Below are 17,141 nucleotides of genomic sequence, written 5' to 3'. Positions count from 1 at the left end.
CTGCACGGTACTTCCGGAGATCACGGGGTTTCCGGCCAGCGGCCGGCACTACCCCAGCGGTTGGCATGCCGAGGCGATGCACGGTGCGTCCGGGGATCATGAGGTTGCCGGCCAGCGGCCGGCACTACTCCTCCAGGCTGGCGTTCCAGAACCCCTGCAGCACGCCGGGGGTGGTCGCCAGCGTGGCCAGCACCGCATCCAGTTCACCGGCATCCACCGTGGTGGCATACAGCACCGCTTCAATCTCCACGTCGCGCTCGCCGAACGGGCGCTGGTCCACCGCGCGTACCGGGTAGTGCGCCTGTTCAAGCAGCAGCAACAGCTGGTCCAGCACCTCGGCCTGCTGCTCGCGCTGGCAGACCACGTTGATTGCATAGGTCGCCTCGCTGAACGCCTCCGGCAGCGGCTGCCGCTGGATGCGGTTCACCACCGGCCGCAGCAAAGTGTTGGCGGCCAGCACGAACACGGCCGCCAGCACCGCCTCCGGCAGCAGCTTGATACCCGCGCAGGCACCCACCGCCGCCGAGCCCCATAAGGTGGCCGCGGTGTTCAGGCCGGACACCTGCGCACCGTCCTTCATGATCGCGCCGGCACCGAGGAAGCCCACACCGGAGATCACATAGGCCACCACATGCAGCGGCGACGGCGGGCCGCCGTACAGGTCGTGGAAGCGCACAGCGAGGTCCACGAACACTGCCGCGCCCACCGCCACCAGGGTATTGGTGCGCAGGCCGGCAGTGCGTTGGCGCAGCTGCCGCTCCAGGCCGATGACGGTGCCAAGCACGAAGGCCACCGACAGGCTGATCAGTGAGCTCAGGGTCGCGCCGGCGTTGAACGCCGGCAGGTTCGGATTGATGTCCATTGTGTTTCTCCCTGGACCAGGCGGCGGGCGCTTACTGCCAGCCGTAACGACGGATGTAGATCTTCTTCAGCACGGTGGTCAGCACCGCGTAGCCGAACAGGATCGCCACCAGGAACGGCCAGTAGCCGGTCGGCAGGGCCTGCAGCTTGAAGTAACCCGCCAGCGGGCTCATCGGCAGGGCCACGCCAATGGCCATGATCAGGCCGGTCATCACCAGCAGCGGCGGCGCAGCGATGCTCTGCAGGAACGGCACCTTCGGCGTACGAATCATGTGCACGATGAGCGTCTGGGTCAGCAGGCCCACCACGAACCAGCCGGACTGGAACAGGCCCTGGTCGGCCGGTGTGCGCGCATCGAACACGTACCACATCAGCGCGAAGCAGCTCAGGTCGAAGATCGAGCTGATCGGCCCGAAGAACACCATGAAGCGGCCAATGTCTGCCGGGTTCCACTTCAGCGGCTTGCGCACCAGTTCCTCGTCCACGTTGTCGAACGGAATGGCGATCTGCGAGATGTCGTACAGCAGGTTCTGTACCAACAGCTGCAGTGGCAGCATCGGCAGGAACGGCAGGAAGGCCGAGGCCACCAGCACCGAGAACACGTTGCCGAAGTTGGAGCTGGCGGTCATGCGGATGTACTTCAGCATGTTGTTGAACGTACGCCGGCCCTGGATGACACCTTCCTCCAGCACCATCAGGTTCTTTTCCAGCAGGATGATGTCGGCCGCCTCCTTGGCGATGTCCACCGCACTGTCCACGCTGATGCCGATGTCCGCAGCACGCAGTGCCGGCGCATCGTTGATGCCGTCGCCGAGGAAACCGACCACCTTGCCCTGCGCACGCAGCTCGCGCACCAGCCGTTCCTTGTGCAGTGGCGTCAATCGGGCGAACACACGGTGGTGGTGCAATGCACGCGACAGTGTGCCGTCGTCCATGCGCTCGATCTGTGGTCCGGTCAGGATGGTGTCCGCGTCCAGCCCGACCTGGGCACAGACGCGGGCGGTGACCAGCTCGTTGTCGCCGGTGAATACCTTCACTTCCACACCATGCGCGGCCAGCGCCTGCAGCGCCTGCGCAGCCGATTCCTTCGGCGGATCGAGGAAGGCCACGTAGCCGACCAGGGTTAGCCCGCATTCGTCAGCCTGCGAATACACGGTCTGGCTGGCGGCGGTTTCCTTCATCGCCACTGCCACCACGCGCAGGCCCTGTTCGTTCAGTTCTTCGGTGGTCTGCCGCACGCGCGCCAGCCGCTGCTCATCCAACGGCTTGTCCTCGCCGTTCTCGCGCACCGTGCTGCATACCGCCAGCATCTCTTCCACCGCACCCTTGCAGATCAGCTCATGGTGGTCCTCGCGTTCGGACACCACCACCGACATGCGGCGGCGCTCGAAGTCGAAAGGAATCTCATCCACCTTGTGGTAGTCCTGCGACAGCCGCAGCGAGCTCTGCAGCTCCACGTGCTCCAGCACCGCACGGTCGAGCAGGTTGATCAGCCCGGTCTGGAAATGGCTGTTGAGGTAGGCAAACTTCAGCACATCCTCCGAATCGTGACCGAACACGTCGGTGTGCCGTTCCAGCGCGATCTTGTCCTGGGTGAGGGTGCCGGTCTTGTCGGTGCACAGCACTTCCATCGCGCCGAAGTTCTGGATCGCATCCAGGCGCTTGACGATCACCTTGCGCCGCGACAACAGCACCGCACCCTTGGCCAGGGTGGAGGTGACGATCATCGGCAGCATTTCCGGGGTCAGGCCTACCGCCACCGACAGCGCGAACAGGAAGGCCTCGGTCCAGTCGCCCTTGGTCCAGCCGTTGATCAGCAGCACGAACGGCACCATCACCAGCGCGAAACGGATCAGCAGCCAGCTGACGCTGTTGACGCCGGCCTGGAACGCGGTGGGCGCACGGTCGGTGGCGGTGCTGCGCTGGGCCAGGGTGCCGAAGTAGGTGCGGTTGCCGGTGGCCAGCACCACGGCGGTGGCTGTGCCGGACACCACATTGGTGCCCATGAACAGCAGGTTGTGCTGCTCCAGCAGGCCGGCCAGGCCGTCGCCGGGGTGCGCGAACTTCTCCACCGGCAGCGACTCGCCGGTCATCGCCGCCTGCGCCACGAACAGGTCCTTGGCGGTCAGCACGCGGCAATCGGCCGGAATCATGTCGCCGGCCGACAGCACGATGTGGTCACCGGGCACCAGCTCACGGATCGGCAGGTCCAGCAGGCGGGCCGGGCGACGGCTGTGCAGGTGCGCACCGAAGTACTGGTCGGCCACATCGGCGGCCTCGGTGCCCGGATTGCGGCGCAGCACGCGTGCGGTATTGCCGACCAGTGCCTTCAGCCGCTCGGCGGCACGGTTGGAGCGGCCTTCCTGCACGAAGCGGATCAGCGTGGACAGCAGCACCATCGCGCCGATCACGATCGTGGCCTTGATGTCCTCGGTCAGCCAGGACACCGCCGCCAGTACGGTCAGCAGCAGGTTGAACGGGTTGCGGTAGCACTGCCACAGATGGCGCCACCACGGCAGCGGCTTTTCGTGATCCACCTCGTTGGGGCCGAGCGTGGCCAGCCGCTCCTCGGCCTCGTGCGGGCTGAGGCCATCGACGTGCGAGTCGAGCGCAGCCAGCAGGCGCGGCTCGTCCAGCTGCGACAGGGTGACCAGGCCGGTGGTGAGCGCGAAAGGTGCGGCTTCGGCACTGCCCGGGCCGAAGCCGGCTTCGGGCATGGCGCGACGGCCGAACAGGTTGCCTGCGCGACGGCTGCGCAGGAAGGCATTGAACCAGGCGTTGAGCAGGCTCATGGGAACTCCTTGAATGTCAGAGCCGGCCGCGGCCGGAACACGAACGGAACGGATGCAACGGTTCAGGCGTGGCGCATCGCCAGCGCCGCCGGCGACCACGGCTGCATGTGCAGGCGCTGGCTGCCGCCGATGCACAGCGGCTTCATCGCATCGCGAAGGGGGTAGGGCAGATGGCGCAGCACGTTGATACGTTCGCTGATCGGCAGCAGCGACAGTGCATCGGCGACCACGCGCGGCGAACCGAGCGACAGCGAACGGGCGAAAATCACGGGGCCGTGCTGCAGCAGGTGGCTGCGCAGGGCGGCAACATCGCGCTCGCCGATCAGGCGGCGTAGGGTGATGTAGAGGATCTTGTAGGACATGGGGGTGATCTCCAGGCAGGCGGCGCCTGGCGATCCCCCGTCACTCAGGCAGGCAGGGACCGGCGGGCAGGCGCCAGGAACAGGCAACAGGCGGGCATACGGGGCGCGGTGCGCCCGGCAGGGTCGGGGTCCATCTGCGTCTCCATGAGGGGAGGGAGCCAGCCAGGGTTGCCCTGGCCAGTGGCGCTATTGTCCGCCCCTGAATGGGGCAGTCCTAGAGGCTCGTGGGTTAGCCCGGCTATACCTTGGTATAGCCGGGCAAGCATCGCGCCAATCGGCGGCGCATCAAGGAATCAATGCGAGGTGCTGGTCTGCTTGCACACATCGTACTCGCCGCGGCTCAGTTTCTTGTCGCGATCGGTATCGCAGGCGTGCAGTCGTTCTGCCCAGTCCGGCGCAACCGCATCGACTTCGGCCAGGGTGACGATGCCGTCCTTGTCCTTGTCCAGCGATTCATAGGCTGGAATCAACTTCACTTCGGTTACGTCCTCGGCCGCGGTGGCCTTGCTGGCTTCCTGCGTTTTGGAACAACCGCCCAGCAGAATGCCGGCCGAGAGGATGAGGAGAGCGGGAAGGTAGCGGAAACCGGTCATGGCGTGCTCCTGAGGAGGGGGCGGTCCACCGGTGTGGTGGCCACGGCCGGATCTTCGGCGGGGGACTGTAAGCCGGTTGCGAAGAATGCAGGCAAGCGTGCACGCAAGTAGGGCGCCGTTCACCGCGATGGCGCCGGTCCAGCGGGTCAGGACCGGCAGACTAGGAATCGCTTCAGATGCGTAGGACATGTCCGGCTTTTGCAACTTTTTGCATATCGAGATTGTGATGCGGTCGTGAAAATTCGCGCTCGCCTTTCCCTGCGGGCCCGCCATGCGTCGTCTTCTCTCATTGATTCTGTTGGTCATCCTGTCTGGTAGCGCGCACGCATCCACACCCCAGATCAACGTCGGCGTACTGTTCGACTACCTGCAACCCACGCACAGCAACCTGCTCAAGCGCATCCGCAACACCGGTGACGCCACGGCTTACGTGCGGGTTGAAGTCACCCAGATGCACTTCGATGCGGAGGGCAAGGCCAGCGAAACGCCGGTGGATACCACAGCGCTGGTCCGCAACACGCCGGATGCGCAAGGAGTCATCGCCAGCCCCAGCCGCCTGATCATCGCAGGCAATGGACAGCAGGCCACACGCCTGGTGTATCGCGGTGCGCGTGACCAGGAGCGCTACTACCGGTTGCGCTTCATCCCGGTGGCGCCAACGGCCGAGGACTTCTCGCTCAGCGAAGAGCAGGCCCGGGAGGCTGCGGAGCTCACCTCGGCCATCCGCGTGTTCACCGGCTACGGCACGATCTTCTTCGTCGCGCCGGAGAACCCGCACTACGACACGCTCATCGAGCAACAGCAGGTACGCAATCGCGGTAATGCCACCGTGGTGCTGGACAACCTGCGCCAGTGCGAGCGCGACCGTCCCGATACCTGCACGCCGGGAATCATCGCGCATGTGCGTCCCGGCAACAGCTACGCGCTGCAGGCTGCCGAGCACCAGTTCCTGCGCTTCGAGCTTCGCGAAGGCGACAGCCAACGCAGCATCGACTCACGCCGTTAAGCCCACTTCCACCGTTGGATCTGTCCCGAACGGGCCTGCCAGGCGCCCGCTGGGACGGCGTTGCCCTTGCCTGGCACCTTGATTCCTACCCTTGAACCTGGAGTGCATCCATGTCCCTGAAGGCCACCCTGCTGGCAGCGGCTACCGCCCTGCTGATCACCCCGGCCATTGCCCTGGCCGCGACCGAAACCAAGTCGATCACAGTCAACGTCACCGCTGATGTGCCGAACACCGCTGGCCTGCAGGTGTCCACCCCCGATGGCTGGGAAGGCCTGCCGCAGAACCTGCCGTGGGATACCGCCCGCCAGACCCTGGGCGATCTGACCGGCCGTGTCATCAACATCAAGTCGCCGGCGGCCATCACCGCCTATCTGTCTGCGCCGGCGCAGATGGCCTCGGCCGCCGACGTGGTCGACCTGGCCGTGAAGCTGGACAACGTGGTGGTGCCGGCCACCTCGGCCGCCAAGATCACGGTGGCCAATGCCGCACAGGCCGCGGCCGGCAAGTCGTTGGCGTTTGCCATTACCCCCACCGTGCCGACCGATGGCTACAAGCAGGGCAGCTACGGCGGCCAGTTCCACATGATCTTCGAAAGCGATATCTGACGATCATGCAGCTTCGTGCCCTTCCTGCCGCATCGCAGATGCAGCGGGAGGGCACGGGCATCCGCCCATGAAACGACCCGTCCGTCCCGCATCTCCGGCCCTTGCGCGATTGGCTGCCGGCATCGGCGCCGTGGTGTTTGCCGCGTCCAGCCATGCCGCCGGTCTTGCGCTGGGTGAGCTGCCCAGCCTGCTGGAGCAGCGCGAGCGCATGCCTGCGGAGTTCCGTGAGCACCTGTTCGGCAATCCGCTCACCGTGCGGGTGGAGCTGGACGGGCGCTACCTGGGCGACGCCGAGGTGCTGCTGCACGAAGACAATCGCGTGCAGCTGATCGGTTTCGGCGAAGCCCACGGCAGCCCGCTTCCGCAGACGGAGCGTTCGCGCTGGGCAGACGTGCTGGCCGAGCCGGTGGCGCTGGGTGTGTGCAGCCAGCAGTGTCGCGGATTGGCGGCGCTGCACTACAGCCTGTCCAATTCCCTGCTCAGCCTGCTGACCCAAGCAGGTGCGCACAAGGAAGGACGCCACGTCGCGCTGCCGGAGCGCGGCAGCCATGGACTGATCGTCCGCAACAGCGTGGCCGTGCATGGCGGCCAGGAACAGCAGACCTCCGCGCGCTACAGCGCTGAACTGCGCGGCAGCGTCGGCCGCTGGAGCACGGTAGGCAGTTACCAGTACTACGCCCAACCGGGTAGCCGCGAGCACTATCTCAGTGCCCTGCATGCCCAGCGCGAGCTGGGCGACCATTTCGTGCGTGCAGGCTACTTCCTGCCCACCTTCGAAGGCATCATCCGCCAGCCGCGCGCACCCGGCACGCAGAACGATACCGCGCTGGGCTTCATGCTCGGCTCCTCGGACGTGCTGCTGGCGGACACGCGCAGCCCCAGTGTGTACCCGGTCTATGTCACTGCCAGCCGCGAAGGCGTGGTGGAGATCCTGCGCGACGGCAACCTCCTGTCCACGCAGGCCGTCAAGCCGGGCATCCAGGAGATCGACACCCGGCGCCTGCCCGGCGGCATCTACGACGTGGAACTGCGGGTCATCGAGGACGGCCACGAAGCCTCGCGTGAGACCGCGTCGATCCACAAACCAAGTCGATGGAGCGACCCCAGCCGCCGCTGGCGCTACAGCGTGTTCGCTGGCCAACAGCGGGGCCTGCTCGATAGCGGTCGCGCACTGCAGGAGGGCAGGCTGGCCGCGGGTGCGGTGGTCAATTACCTGGTGCATCCGCGGGCGGTGGCCGGTGCCACCGTGCAGCAGATCGGCACGCGCCGCGCGGCGGGGCTGTCGATGGACTGGCAGGCCAGCGACCGCTTCAGCACCTACACCAATGCCTATACGTCCAGTGATGCCGGGCGCGGCGTCGACCTGCAGGGGTTGTACCGCTACCGCGCCGGATCGGTAGTGGCCAACCATGCGCGCAGCTGGGCAGAACAGCGCCAGCGCGTCCTGCCCGGTGACGGCTCGGTGCCGCGTTGGGAAACCCGCGGGGGCTGGCAGGACACCACCGCGGTATCGATCACCCATCGCTTCAGCCATCGCGACAACGCCAGCCTGCGGGTGGCGCGCAGCTCGGGCTTCACCAAAGGCACCGGCATCGATGTGTCCTATGGACGTCGGGAGACCCTGTTCGGCAGGCACGACGTGAACTGGCGGGTCTCGGCCTACGACCGCCCTGGCAGTCGCTTCACCCATTACCGCCGTCAGCGCGGGATCGACCTCACCGTCAGCGTATCGCTGGGCAGCGAGCGTCGCAGCTACAGCGGCAGCCTGGGCAGTCGTACCGGCGAGGGCGGCCAGCGCGACACCTACGTCAGCGCGGCAGCGACGCAGCGTGTGGATGGCAAGCTTGTGCAGACCGTGAACGGGATGATCAGTACTGAGCGCAGTGGCATTGGCGCTGGAGCAGGTGCGTACCTGCAGAGTTCGTTGCTGGAAGGTGATGTGCAGCTGTACCGTGGCGCGGGCTCGGGCCACGTCAGTGGCAGCGCCAACCTGGACAGCACGCTGGTGATCGGCGGTGGCCGTGCTGCGGTGCTTGGCCAGGGCCGCAGCGGCAGCGTGGATACCGGCATCATCGTCGACGTGCGCAGCGACTACTCCGACGTGATGCTGCGTGGCGACGACAGCCGGGGCGGCGGTGTGGAGTTGAAGCCGGGGCGCAACTTCGTGCCGGTAACCGCGTACCGTGCGGGCCACGTGCAGTTCGACTTCCATGGGCGGCATGCTCCCGCGGCCACGCTGCAACCGGCAACCATCAGCTACCACCTCAACAAGGGTGGGGTGATGCACGCTACCGTGGATGTGTTGCGCACCTTCACCGTAATGGGCCAGGTGCTGGATGCCGACGGCAACGGCGTGCGCGGTGTACAAGTGATCAACCATGCCGGGCGCAGCGTCAGCCAGGAGGAGGGATTCTTCACGCTGGAGCTGAGCGCACGCGCGCCGGTGGTGGAGCTGCGCTATCCGAACCTGGTGAGCTGCGTGCTGACGATGGAAGAGGGGCGCTATCCACGGGAGGGGGATGTGCTGATGGTGGGTGGCATTCGTTGCCCCGTGTCATTGGCTGTGAAGTGATTCAGGACCAATAGGAGGTCTCAGTTGAGATGAAAGCGGTGATGGGTGTGGTGGTCTTGTTCATTCTGTCGCAGACATTTCCTGCAGAAGCGCAGGTGGTGGAGAGGACTGTCTCCGGTGAATTTCGGCCGAATGCGCTGAACCCGGGCAACACTTCCTTTGAAAACACGACACCACGTGGGGGGTTCTGCAATTGGCGGCCCGCTGAGTGCGACAGAAGCGGGGCCTACATCTTCGATCTTGGCGCGAGAACGTATTGGACCAAGTCTGGAGATGGCGATCCAGCATCTCGCAGGGATACCACATACGTGCGCTTCCCCGCCCCAAGAGCCGTCACGGTCCGGGAAGTAAGAACCGGTGCAGAGTTCGATGTGACCATCAGTTTCATGGCGATTTCGCTGTACTTGAGTTTCGGCCGGGGTCAGGATCCTTGGTACTACGGTACTGCGGGGGGCTGCACCGCTATTCGTGGGGCGGGCGGATTAGGTTGGTCACACGGAGGATGGGGTGTCCGCACTCCGTCCAATCCTCAGGAATGTTTCAGCACCGTTGCTAGAAACGGCCGAAGCTACTCATATCGGAATGTTGGAATTGGCCTCAATGTAGAGCTTCCGAATGCGACCGCACTGCAGTCGGGGCGATATGAGGCTTCAGAAAGCTGGACTACTGGAGGAGCCGGGGCGGACATTGATCTTGGAGACAATATTACGGGGGTTGAGTCAATACGATTGAACTTCGTGTTTGATGTGATGCATGACTTCAATGTGCGCTTCTCAGAGTCCGCGCCCAGCGTGAAGCTGGCTCCAGAAGAAGGCTGGTCGCAGTGGATTGACCATGGTCGCCCACCCAAACGATTGAGTCAGGAACTGCCGTTCCATCTGACCACGTCGATGGACTTCAGTATGAAGCTTCGTTGCGAGTACGACGCGGGTGATCGCTGTGGGATACGCAACTCCCGCGACGACGTGATAGCGCCAGTGGAGATTGATGTGACGATTCCCGGTATGAGCACTGTGCGCGATGGACGGCCTGCGCAGAACACAGCGCTGCTGCCGGATGATGCGCGGGCGCCACGCTTCACCCCGGATGGCTATCTGATGCAGCGGCGTTCGACGCTGCGATTTACCGCTGGTCGCGAGGCGGTGACGGAGATGCTGAAGTCGCCCGGTTCGCATTGGCAGGGCAACATGACGGTGGTGTTCGACGCCAATCCGTGACAGGAGGGCAGAGCGGCTGGGTAGAGGCGACCAACAGCCGGCTCTACCTGCAACCGGCGGGATGCCGGTCAGCGGCCGCCACTACCCACGCCGTCAGAAGCGGTCGGCAAACGCGTCCGTGGCCCGCACCAGTGCATCGACCGTCGCCGGCTCGTTGGCGCTGTGGCCGGAAGTCACCATCTCCAGCTTTGCTTCCGGCCAGGCCTTGGCCAGGTCCCAGGCGCTGCGCGGCGGGCAGATGATGTCGTAGCGGCCCTGCACGATCACGCCGGGCAGGTGGCGGATGCGATCGATGTCGCGCAGCAGCTGGTCCGGTTCCAGGAAGATGCCGTTGCGGAAGTAGTGCGCTTCGATTCGGGCCTTGGCCAACGTGTCCAGCGGATCATCGGTGGACACCGCATCCACCTCGTGCTGCAAGGTGGCGGCGTTGTCCTCCCAGCCTAGCCAGGCTTGCGCGGCGGCGATGCGGGTGGCCTCATCGGCGCTGTCCATGCGCGTCCAGTAGGCCGCGATCATGTCGTTGCGCTCGTCCTCCGGGATATAGGCCTCATACCGATCCCAGCGCTCCGGGAAGATCCAGCGCGCACCACCGTTGGCCTCGGCAAACCAGCGGTTCTCGATCTCACGACCGAGGAACACGCCGCGTACGATCAGGCCAGTGGCGCGCTCAGGATGTGCCTGCGCGTAGGCCAGCGACAGGGTCGAGCCCCAGGAACCGCCATAGACCAGCCAACGCTCGATGCCGAGGTGCTCGCGCACCTTCTCGATGTCGGCCACCAGATCCTGCGTGGTGTTGTCGCGCAGCTCGCCGAACGGTGTGGAGCGTCCGCTGCCACGCTGGTCGATCAGCACGATGCGGTAGCGTGCCGGGTCGAAGAAGCGGCGATGGGTGGGCGAAATGCCGGCACCCGGTCCGCCATGCAGGTACACCACCGGAATCCCGTCGGGCGTGCCGCATTCCTCGATGTGCAGGGTGTGCAGATCGCTCACTGGCAGGGTGAACTCGCGGTAGGGCTCGATGGCGGGGTACAGGGTGCGCATGGCAGGCGTCTCACAAGCAGGGGCGGCCAGCATAGCGCCGCCGCCTGTGGCCTGCAGCGGCGGGCTCCTGCGCGGTGCTGGAAATGGGCTGGCCGATGCGCATAAGCTGCCGCGATGCAAGCGACCACGGCCGGGACGTCCACCTTCAACCTCACCCTCGGCAGCGGCGCACGCGAGCTGCTGAAGTGGATCGCACTGCTGACCATGACCGGCGACCACGTGGCAAAAGTGGTCTACGGCGGCTACCTGCCGGTCATAAGCGAACTGGGGCGCATCGCGTTCCCGCTGTTTGCACTGGTAATGGCCTGCAACCTAGCCCAGCCGGGTGCAGACCTGCGCAAGTCGATCCGTCGCCTGGCCGTATGGGGCGTGGTCGCGCAACCGCTGCATGCACTTGCCTTCGGTCCCTGGTTGCCACTCAACATACTGCTTACTTTTGCCCTGGCTGCGGTGGCGGTGCATGCACTGGCCAGCAATCGCCCACTGCTGTTGCTGCTGGCGGCGGGCATGGCGCCGATGCTGGTGGACTACCAATGGGCGGGCGTCGGCTTCGTGCTGCTCGGATGGCTGGCGTTCCGCCATGGTGCGTGGTGGCTGCTGCTGATCGGGCTTGCTGCAGTGTGCTGGGCCAACCACAACGGCTGGGCGTTGCTGGCCGTTCCTGTGTTGCTGTTGGCGGCGCGGGTGCCGTGGCAACTGCCGCGCTGGCGCTGGGCGTTTTATGGATACTACGTGGGGCATCTGGCGGTGCTGGCGTTGATTGCTCGTCTGCTTGCGTAATGTCGGAACTGGCATGTGGCATGTCCCTGAATGCCGGATGCGGTCAAGGAATGCGCGATGCCGATGCGGGTGAAGCATGCCGTCATCGGCGTAGTGCAAGTTGTTGAATCTTCGGCTCGATTGTCGATATGCGACAATGCTGCCACTGCGTGAACGTTGCTGTCTTTGCACTTGGGTTGTTGGCGCCTGCCACCCCGTTGTGCTCATGATGGGGTGCCATCGAAAAAGGATGGCCGGGGCCTGGAAACCCCGTTGGTCGCGTGTAGTTTGCGCTCGCCAGCCGGCGTCGCCTTGTGCGGCGTCGGCTGGCATTCCGTTCGAGCTTTATGGCGGGCGGTGCGTGGAGGTGGGTGAAAACCCACCTGCCGGTTAGTGCTTACGCGACCACCGGATTTCCAGCCACGTACCGTCCGCCGCCTTTGTTAAGGGCGGTGGTCCTGCATGCCTTGCACGGAGACCTGCCATGAATGCATCGGAGTTCCCCCATCAGCGCGCCCCGGCCAATGCCGATGAGGGGCACGACATCCCGCCCGATCCCAACAGCCTGACGACCCTGCTGCATCGCATCGGGTTGGGCGCGGCTGCTGACGGTCAGTCTTGGCCCGAGCGCCATCAACTGCCGGGCCGATGCATGGCGTTGGCCGATGCTGATGGTGCGCTGGCCGGTCTGCGCATCGTGCAGGAAATCCTGCTGGCGGCGGAACGCGCCCGGCAGAATGGCAGCCCGGACCAGTACGTCGGCGATCGAGTGATGGAAGGGCTGAAGCTGGCTGCGCTGGCGTTGACCAGCCATGCCATTTTCCGCCTGCAGCCGGGTTGAACGGGTAGGCCGAGGTTCAGTAGATCCACGCCATGCGTGGATGCTTCTGGCGGATCAACATGGAGGCAGCCAGGCATGGCCTGGCTCTACTGATGAAGCGAGTCGAGCATGGCTCGACTCTCTAGGTGGCGAATGCCAGTAGATCCACGCCATGCGTGGATGCCTTTCAGAAATCCATCGTGGCCGACAACAGCACCGTCCTCGGCGCACCCAATGCGAGGCTCGACAACAACGGCATGCCCCAATACGCCTTGTTGGTCACGTTGTTCACGCTGGCGCGCAGGGCAAGCGGTCGGCTCGCCACCGTGGTGCTGTAGCGCGCACCCACATCAAACAACGTGCGCCCCGGCACCGACAGGCGATTGTCGGCACTGATGTACTGCTTTGACATCGCGGTGGCATTGCCGGTCAGGGTCAAGCCCTCCAGCGCCGGCACATCCCATTCCACGCCCAGCTTGGCCTGGCGTTGCGCAACGGCGGTAGCAATGCGGCCTTCATTCACGCCACCGGCGGTGCGGGTCAGCTTCGGCTGCACGTAGGCCACGCCGCCCAGCAGGCGCACGCCGTCCAGGGGCGCGCCGAAGAAGCCCCATTCCACGCCACGGTTACGCTGTTCGCCACCGAACGAGAAGATATTCGTGACCGGATCGGTGTAGCTGCTCGGGCGCTTGATCTCGTACACGCTGAAGGTGTGCGCGAAGCTGCCCAAGTCCAGCTTCAGGCCCAGCTCCTTCTGCTTGGTGCGGAAGGGTGCAAACACATCGCCGGCGTTGGCGGCGGTCATCGGCGCGGTGGCGCCCTGGCTTAGGCCTTCGATGTAGTTGGCGTAGACCGAAAGCTTATCAGTGGCCTTCACCAGCAGGGCGGCGGCCGGGGTGGCGGCGCTCTCGTCATAGCGCGAGGTGCGCGCACCGCTGGCTACGTTGAAGGTCTCGCTGACCACCTGCTGGCGGCGTACGCCCAGTGTCAGTTGCACGCGGTCATCGGCAAAGGACAACGTGTCGGCGAAGCCGATGCTGTCCAGCCGCAGTTCGGTGTGCGAGATATGCGGCGCGATGAACGGCGCAGCCGGGCCCCACACCGGGTTGTAGAGGTTGGTGGTCCAGTCCCAGCCCGGCACGCTGCGGCGGCCGTAGTCGTTCTGGGTGTGCTGGTAGTGGGTCACGTTGGCGGCCCACTGATGGCTCACGCTGCCGGTACGGAAGCTGCCGCGCAGGCCGGCATCACCGGACTGCTTCTTGATGTCGAAGGCGAGCTGGCCGATCACCGTGCTGAAGTCGCCGGCTGGATTGAGGATCTGCGCGCTGATCGAACCGTTGTAGCGGTAGTCGGTCTTGCTGGTGCCATAGGCCAGGTAGGCCATCAGGTGTTCGTTGATGTCCAGCTCGCCGCGCAGCATCGCGCCCTTGTCCTGGCTGTCCACGTAGGCCCAGTCCGGGTTGATCAGGGTGTCGCCACGGGGCGGGCGCGGAATCGCCACGCCCGGCGCCAGGCCGACGCCACGGGCCGGGCCGTCCACGCGGTCGTCGGCGCTGTACAGATCGGCGGACAGGCGGGCGCGCTCGCCGCGCCAGTCCAGTGCCAATGAACCCAGCTGCACCTTCTTGCTCTGCTTGCCCACTGCGCCGTCGCCATCACGGTAGGCGCCGTTGAAGCGGATGCCGAACTGCTTGTCAGCGCCCAGACGGCGGCCCACATCCACATGGGTACCGAATTGCGCATCGGAAGCGAAGTTGGCGCTGACCCGCAGCAATGGTTGCTCGCTAGCACGCTTGGGCACCAGGTTGACGCTGCCACCGACCGAGCCGCCCGGTGGCATGCCGTTGAGCAGGGCGGACGGGCCCTTCAGCACCTCGATGCGCTCGAACATCTCCGGCGAGGTGCGGTAGTACGGCGCCATGCCGCTGAGGCCGTTGAAGGTGGTATCGCTGGTGCTGGAGGCGAAGCCGCGGATGGCGTAGTTCTCGCTCCAGGAACCAGTCACGCCGTTGCTGAACACCGTCGGGTCGGTGGCGGCGATGACATCGGTCAGGTCCTTGGCCTGGCGGTCGCGGATGAAGGACTCGGTGTAGCTGACCGTGCTGAACGGCGTGTCCATGAAGTCCTTGTCGCCGAGCAGGCCGACCCGGCTTCCAGAGGCCACCTGGCCGCCGGCATAGTCGCCGGTCACCCGGCGCTGTTCCTGCACCTGCACCGAGGGCAGGGTGGACGGCGCGGATTCGGCCAGCGCCGCAAACGATGCCAGCAGGCCCAGTGCCAGGGCCGACATCCGGATGCCCAGCGCCTGCGTCTGGCCGCTACGCGCATTGGGGGTGCTCTGGTAGCGCCGGGCCATGCCCGGCGGGAGCATCAACACGCGGGTCGGATCAGCAGCTGCGCGTAGCAGCGGAGAGGGAAGGTCGTACACGGTCATGCCAGATTCCTGTGAATCGCAGGTGCGAACGCGCCTGGCGCGCTGCCATCGGCAAGCACGGGAGAGGGCGCAGCGCAGGGTTGTCGGCTGGGTGGGGACCTGGCGGGAAGTGAGCCATGGGCTCGATCGCGGACGGCGGCGGTGTTGCGAACCACACGCATTCCGAATTAGTTGAGTAAATTAAACTAAACCATATGAAGCGGACAAGAGGGTCCCTTTGCTGGCACCCTCGCTACGGTATGAACATGCACCCTGAAACCCCGGCGTCGGCCCGTGGCCGTCCGCCCACCATCACCCCTGATCGTCTGGCCGACATCGGCATCAAGCTGGGCCTGCCGAACCTGACCATGGCCAACGTGGCCGCCGAGCTGGCGGTGACCCAGGCCGCGGTCTACAAGCGCGTGGCCAATCTGGAGGCCTTGAAGCGGCTGGTGGCCGACACGGTGTTCCAGCGCTGGCAGATTCCGCGAGCGTCGGCCGATGCACCGGGCGGTCTGCAGGCTTACCTGCTGGGGTTCGTGGATTCGCTGTGCGAAGTGGTGAAAGCGCACCCCGGGCTGCCGCCGTACCTGCTGCGTCGTTCGGTGGCGACCACGCCGATGCTGGAGAAGATCGCCTCGCACCAGGCCCATGTGGCCGAGGTGTTCGGCCTGCCGCTGGACAAGGCGCGCTGGCTGCTGGCCACGATCGCGTTCTACTGCATTGCCGGTGCGGATACGGTCTACGGGATTGCCGACGACGAAGAGGGCCAGGTGATCACCGAGTTCAAGCAGGGCATGCGTGCGCTGGTGATCGGTTCGCTGCAGGTGTTGGAACTTCGGTAGATCCACGCCATGCGTGGATGCCGTTGCACGGTTCCCCACGGCCCCATCCACGCATGGCGTGGATCTACAATGCGGCCATGCCTGCCACGCCCACCCTCGATGATCTGCGCCGCCATGCGGTGGCGCGCACGCTGTTCAAGCCCACCACGCTGCTGACCGCGATCCGTCGCCTGGGCTTCGTGCAGGCCGATCCGATCCGTGCGCCCGCGCGTGCGCAGGACCTGACCCTGCGCCATCGGGTGAAGGACTACCGTGCAGGTGATCTGGAGCGGCGTTATGCGCGCCTGCCAGTGGAAGAGGATTGCCTGGTGAACTACGGCTTCCTGCCGCGCGAACATCTGGCGCTGATGCACCCGCGCGTGTCCAAGCGCGAATGGGATGCCGAAACCCAGCGCCGCGCGGCGGACGTACTGGCCTTCGTGCGCGAGCGTGGCAGCGTGCATCCGCGTGAGGTCGACCAGGCGTTCGCGCATGGTCGGGTGACCAACTACTGGGGCGGCACCAGCAATGCCAGCACGCACCTGCTGGAGGGCATGCACTACCGCGGGCTGTTGCGGGTGAAGCGGCGCGACAGCGGCACCCGCATCTATGCCGTGGCTGAGCACGGGGAAGCCGATGCCAGCGCGCAGGCGCAGATCGAACGTGCGGCTGCTTTGATCGACCTGGTGGTACGCAAGTACGCGCCGCTGCCGTCGGGCAGCCTGACTTATCTGGTGCGCCTGTTGGGCTACGGCGCACCGCATCTGGCCGAACAGACCCGGCAGGCGTTGATGCTGGCCAAGCAACAGCTGGCCAGCTGCACGCTGGACGGCACCACTTGGTACTGGCCGGCCGACGAGAACCCGCGCTCGCGCCGGCATGCGCCGGACGAAGAGGTACGCCTGCTGGCGCCGTTCGACCCGGTGGTGTGGGACCGCCGCCGCTTCGAGCTGCTGTGGGGCTGGGTCTACAAGTTCGAGGCCTACACACCTGCGCCGAAGCGGCAATACGGCTACTACGCGCTGCCGGTGCTGTGGCACGACCAGGTGGTGGGCTGGGCCAATCTCAGCGTACGCGACGGTGAATTGGCGTCCAGCGTGGGCTACGCCGGCAAGTCGCTGGCCCGCGACAAGGTGTTTCGTGGCGCGCTTGAAGACGAACTGCAGCGCATGGCGGAGTTCCTGTAGCGCCCAGCGGCGCATGGGTGCCTATCGCTCCCGGTGCCCACCAAGGTGGGCATCTACCGAAGCAACGCTCCTAAGGCCTGGTAGTCGCC

The 17,141-nt window shown here is 65.6% G+C and carries 14 protein-coding genes; 8 read left to right on the top strand and 6 right to left on the bottom strand.

Features of this window, described 5'->3' with window-relative positions:
- Positions 1-124 precede the first annotated feature (124 nt).
- The 4 genes from ABE423_RS01070 to ABE423_RS01055 all read right to left on the bottom strand — a co-directional run bounded on the left by ABE423_RS01070 (position 125) and on the right by ABE423_RS01055 (position 4,608).
- Positions 125-862, bottom strand: a complete 738-nt coding sequence (locus ABE423_RS01070; protein ID WP_012511185.1) for an MgtC/SapB family protein — start codon at positions 860-862, stop codon at positions 125-127.
- 31 nt (positions 863-893) lie between these two features.
- Positions 894-3,653: a magnesium-translocating P-type ATPase gene (mgtA, locus tag ABE423_RS01065; RefSeq protein ID WP_125894844.1), complete on the bottom strand. Its 2,760-nt coding sequence runs from the start codon at positions 3,651-3,653 to the stop codon at positions 894-896.
- Between the two features lie 62 nt (positions 3,654-3,715).
- Entirely contained in the window at positions 3,716-4,015 is a 300-nt protein-coding gene (locus ABE423_RS01060; RefSeq protein WP_125894842.1) for a hypothetical protein, read from the bottom strand.
- Between the two features lie 293 nt (positions 4,016-4,308).
- Complete coding sequence (locus tag ABE423_RS01055) at positions 4,309-4,608, bottom strand: hypothetical protein (protein WP_100434716.1); 300 nt, start codon at positions 4,606-4,608, stop codon at positions 4,309-4,311.
- Between the two features lie 271 nt (positions 4,609-4,879).
- Between ABE423_RS01055 and ABE423_RS01050 the strand changes: the two genes are divergently transcribed.
- From ABE423_RS01050 to ABE423_RS01035, 4 genes are all read left to right on the top strand, one after another.
- The gene (locus ABE423_RS01050; protein ID WP_100434715.1) at positions 4,880-5,614 is read left to right on the top strand and encodes a CS1 fimbrial subunit B flags: Precursor; all 735 of its coding nucleotides are present in this window, start codon (positions 4,880-4,882) and stop codon (positions 5,612-5,614) included.
- 110 nt (positions 5,615-5,724) lie between these two features.
- The gene (locus ABE423_RS01045; protein WP_346484640.1) at positions 5,725-6,219 is read left to right on the top strand and encodes a CS1 type fimbrial major subunit; all 495 of its coding nucleotides are present in this window, start codon (positions 5,725-5,727) and stop codon (positions 6,217-6,219) included.
- A 67-nt stretch (positions 6,220-6,286) separates the two neighbouring features.
- Complete coding sequence (locus ABE423_RS01040) at positions 6,287-8,791, top strand: TcfC E-set like domain-containing protein (RefSeq protein WP_125894840.1); 2,505 nt, start codon at positions 6,287-6,289, stop codon at positions 8,789-8,791.
- Positions 8,792-8,820: 29 nt separating this feature from the next.
- Positions 8,821-10,008, top strand: a complete 1,188-nt coding sequence (locus tag ABE423_RS01035) for a hypothetical protein (protein ID WP_346484639.1) — start codon at positions 8,821-8,823, stop codon at positions 10,006-10,008.
- Positions 10,009-10,101: 93 nt separating this feature from the next.
- On the opposite strand, the gene pip is transcribed toward ABE423_RS01035, so the two are convergent.
- The gene (pip, locus tag ABE423_RS01030; RefSeq protein WP_100434789.1) at positions 10,102-11,049 is read right to left on the bottom strand and encodes a prolyl aminopeptidase; all 948 of its coding nucleotides are present in this window, start codon (positions 11,047-11,049) and stop codon (positions 10,102-10,104) included.
- 114 nt (positions 11,050-11,163) lie between these two features.
- On the opposite strand from pip, the gene ABE423_RS01025 reads away from it, so the two are divergent.
- Both ABE423_RS01025 and ABE423_RS01020 read left to right on the top strand, forming a co-directional pair.
- On the top strand, positions 11,164-11,829 hold the full coding sequence (locus tag ABE423_RS01025) for a TraX family protein (RefSeq protein ID WP_125894837.1): 666 nt from the start codon (positions 11,164-11,166) through the stop codon (positions 11,827-11,829).
- A 463-nt stretch (positions 11,830-12,292) separates the two neighbouring features.
- Positions 12,293-12,649 (top strand): hypothetical protein, encoded by a 357-nt coding sequence (locus ABE423_RS01020; protein ID WP_049401465.1) that lies wholly within the window; start codon positions 12,293-12,295, stop codon positions 12,647-12,649.
- Between the two features lie 166 nt (positions 12,650-12,815).
- On the opposite strand, the gene ABE423_RS01015 is transcribed toward ABE423_RS01020, so the two are convergent.
- The gene (locus ABE423_RS01015; RefSeq protein ID WP_125894833.1) at positions 12,816-15,062 is read right to left on the bottom strand and encodes a TonB-dependent siderophore receptor; all 2,247 of its coding nucleotides are present in this window, start codon (positions 15,060-15,062) and stop codon (positions 12,816-12,818) included.
- 239 nt (positions 15,063-15,301) lie between these two features.
- On the opposite strand from ABE423_RS01015, the gene ABE423_RS01010 reads away from it, so the two are divergent.
- Both ABE423_RS01010 and ABE423_RS01005 read left to right on the top strand, forming a co-directional pair.
- Positions 15,302-15,886, top strand: a complete 585-nt coding sequence (locus tag ABE423_RS01010; protein WP_125894831.1) for a TetR/AcrR family transcriptional regulator — start codon at positions 15,302-15,304, stop codon at positions 15,884-15,886.
- A 53-nt stretch (positions 15,887-15,939) separates the two neighbouring features.
- Positions 15,940-17,052, top strand: a complete 1,113-nt coding sequence (locus ABE423_RS01005) for a crosslink repair DNA glycosylase YcaQ family protein (protein WP_260467357.1) — start codon at positions 15,940-15,942, stop codon at positions 17,050-17,052.
- The last annotated feature ends 89 nt before the right edge of the window (positions 17,053-17,141 follow it).

Origin of the sequence: Stenotrophomonas sp. TWI1409, assembly GCF_039673015.1 — a bacterium.
Classification (GTDB): Bacteria; Pseudomonadota; Gammaproteobacteria; order Xanthomonadales; family Xanthomonadaceae; genus Stenotrophomonas; species Stenotrophomonas maltophilia_A.
Note: the sequence above shows the minus strand (reverse complement) of the source record. Positions and strands in the feature narration are given on the sequence as shown.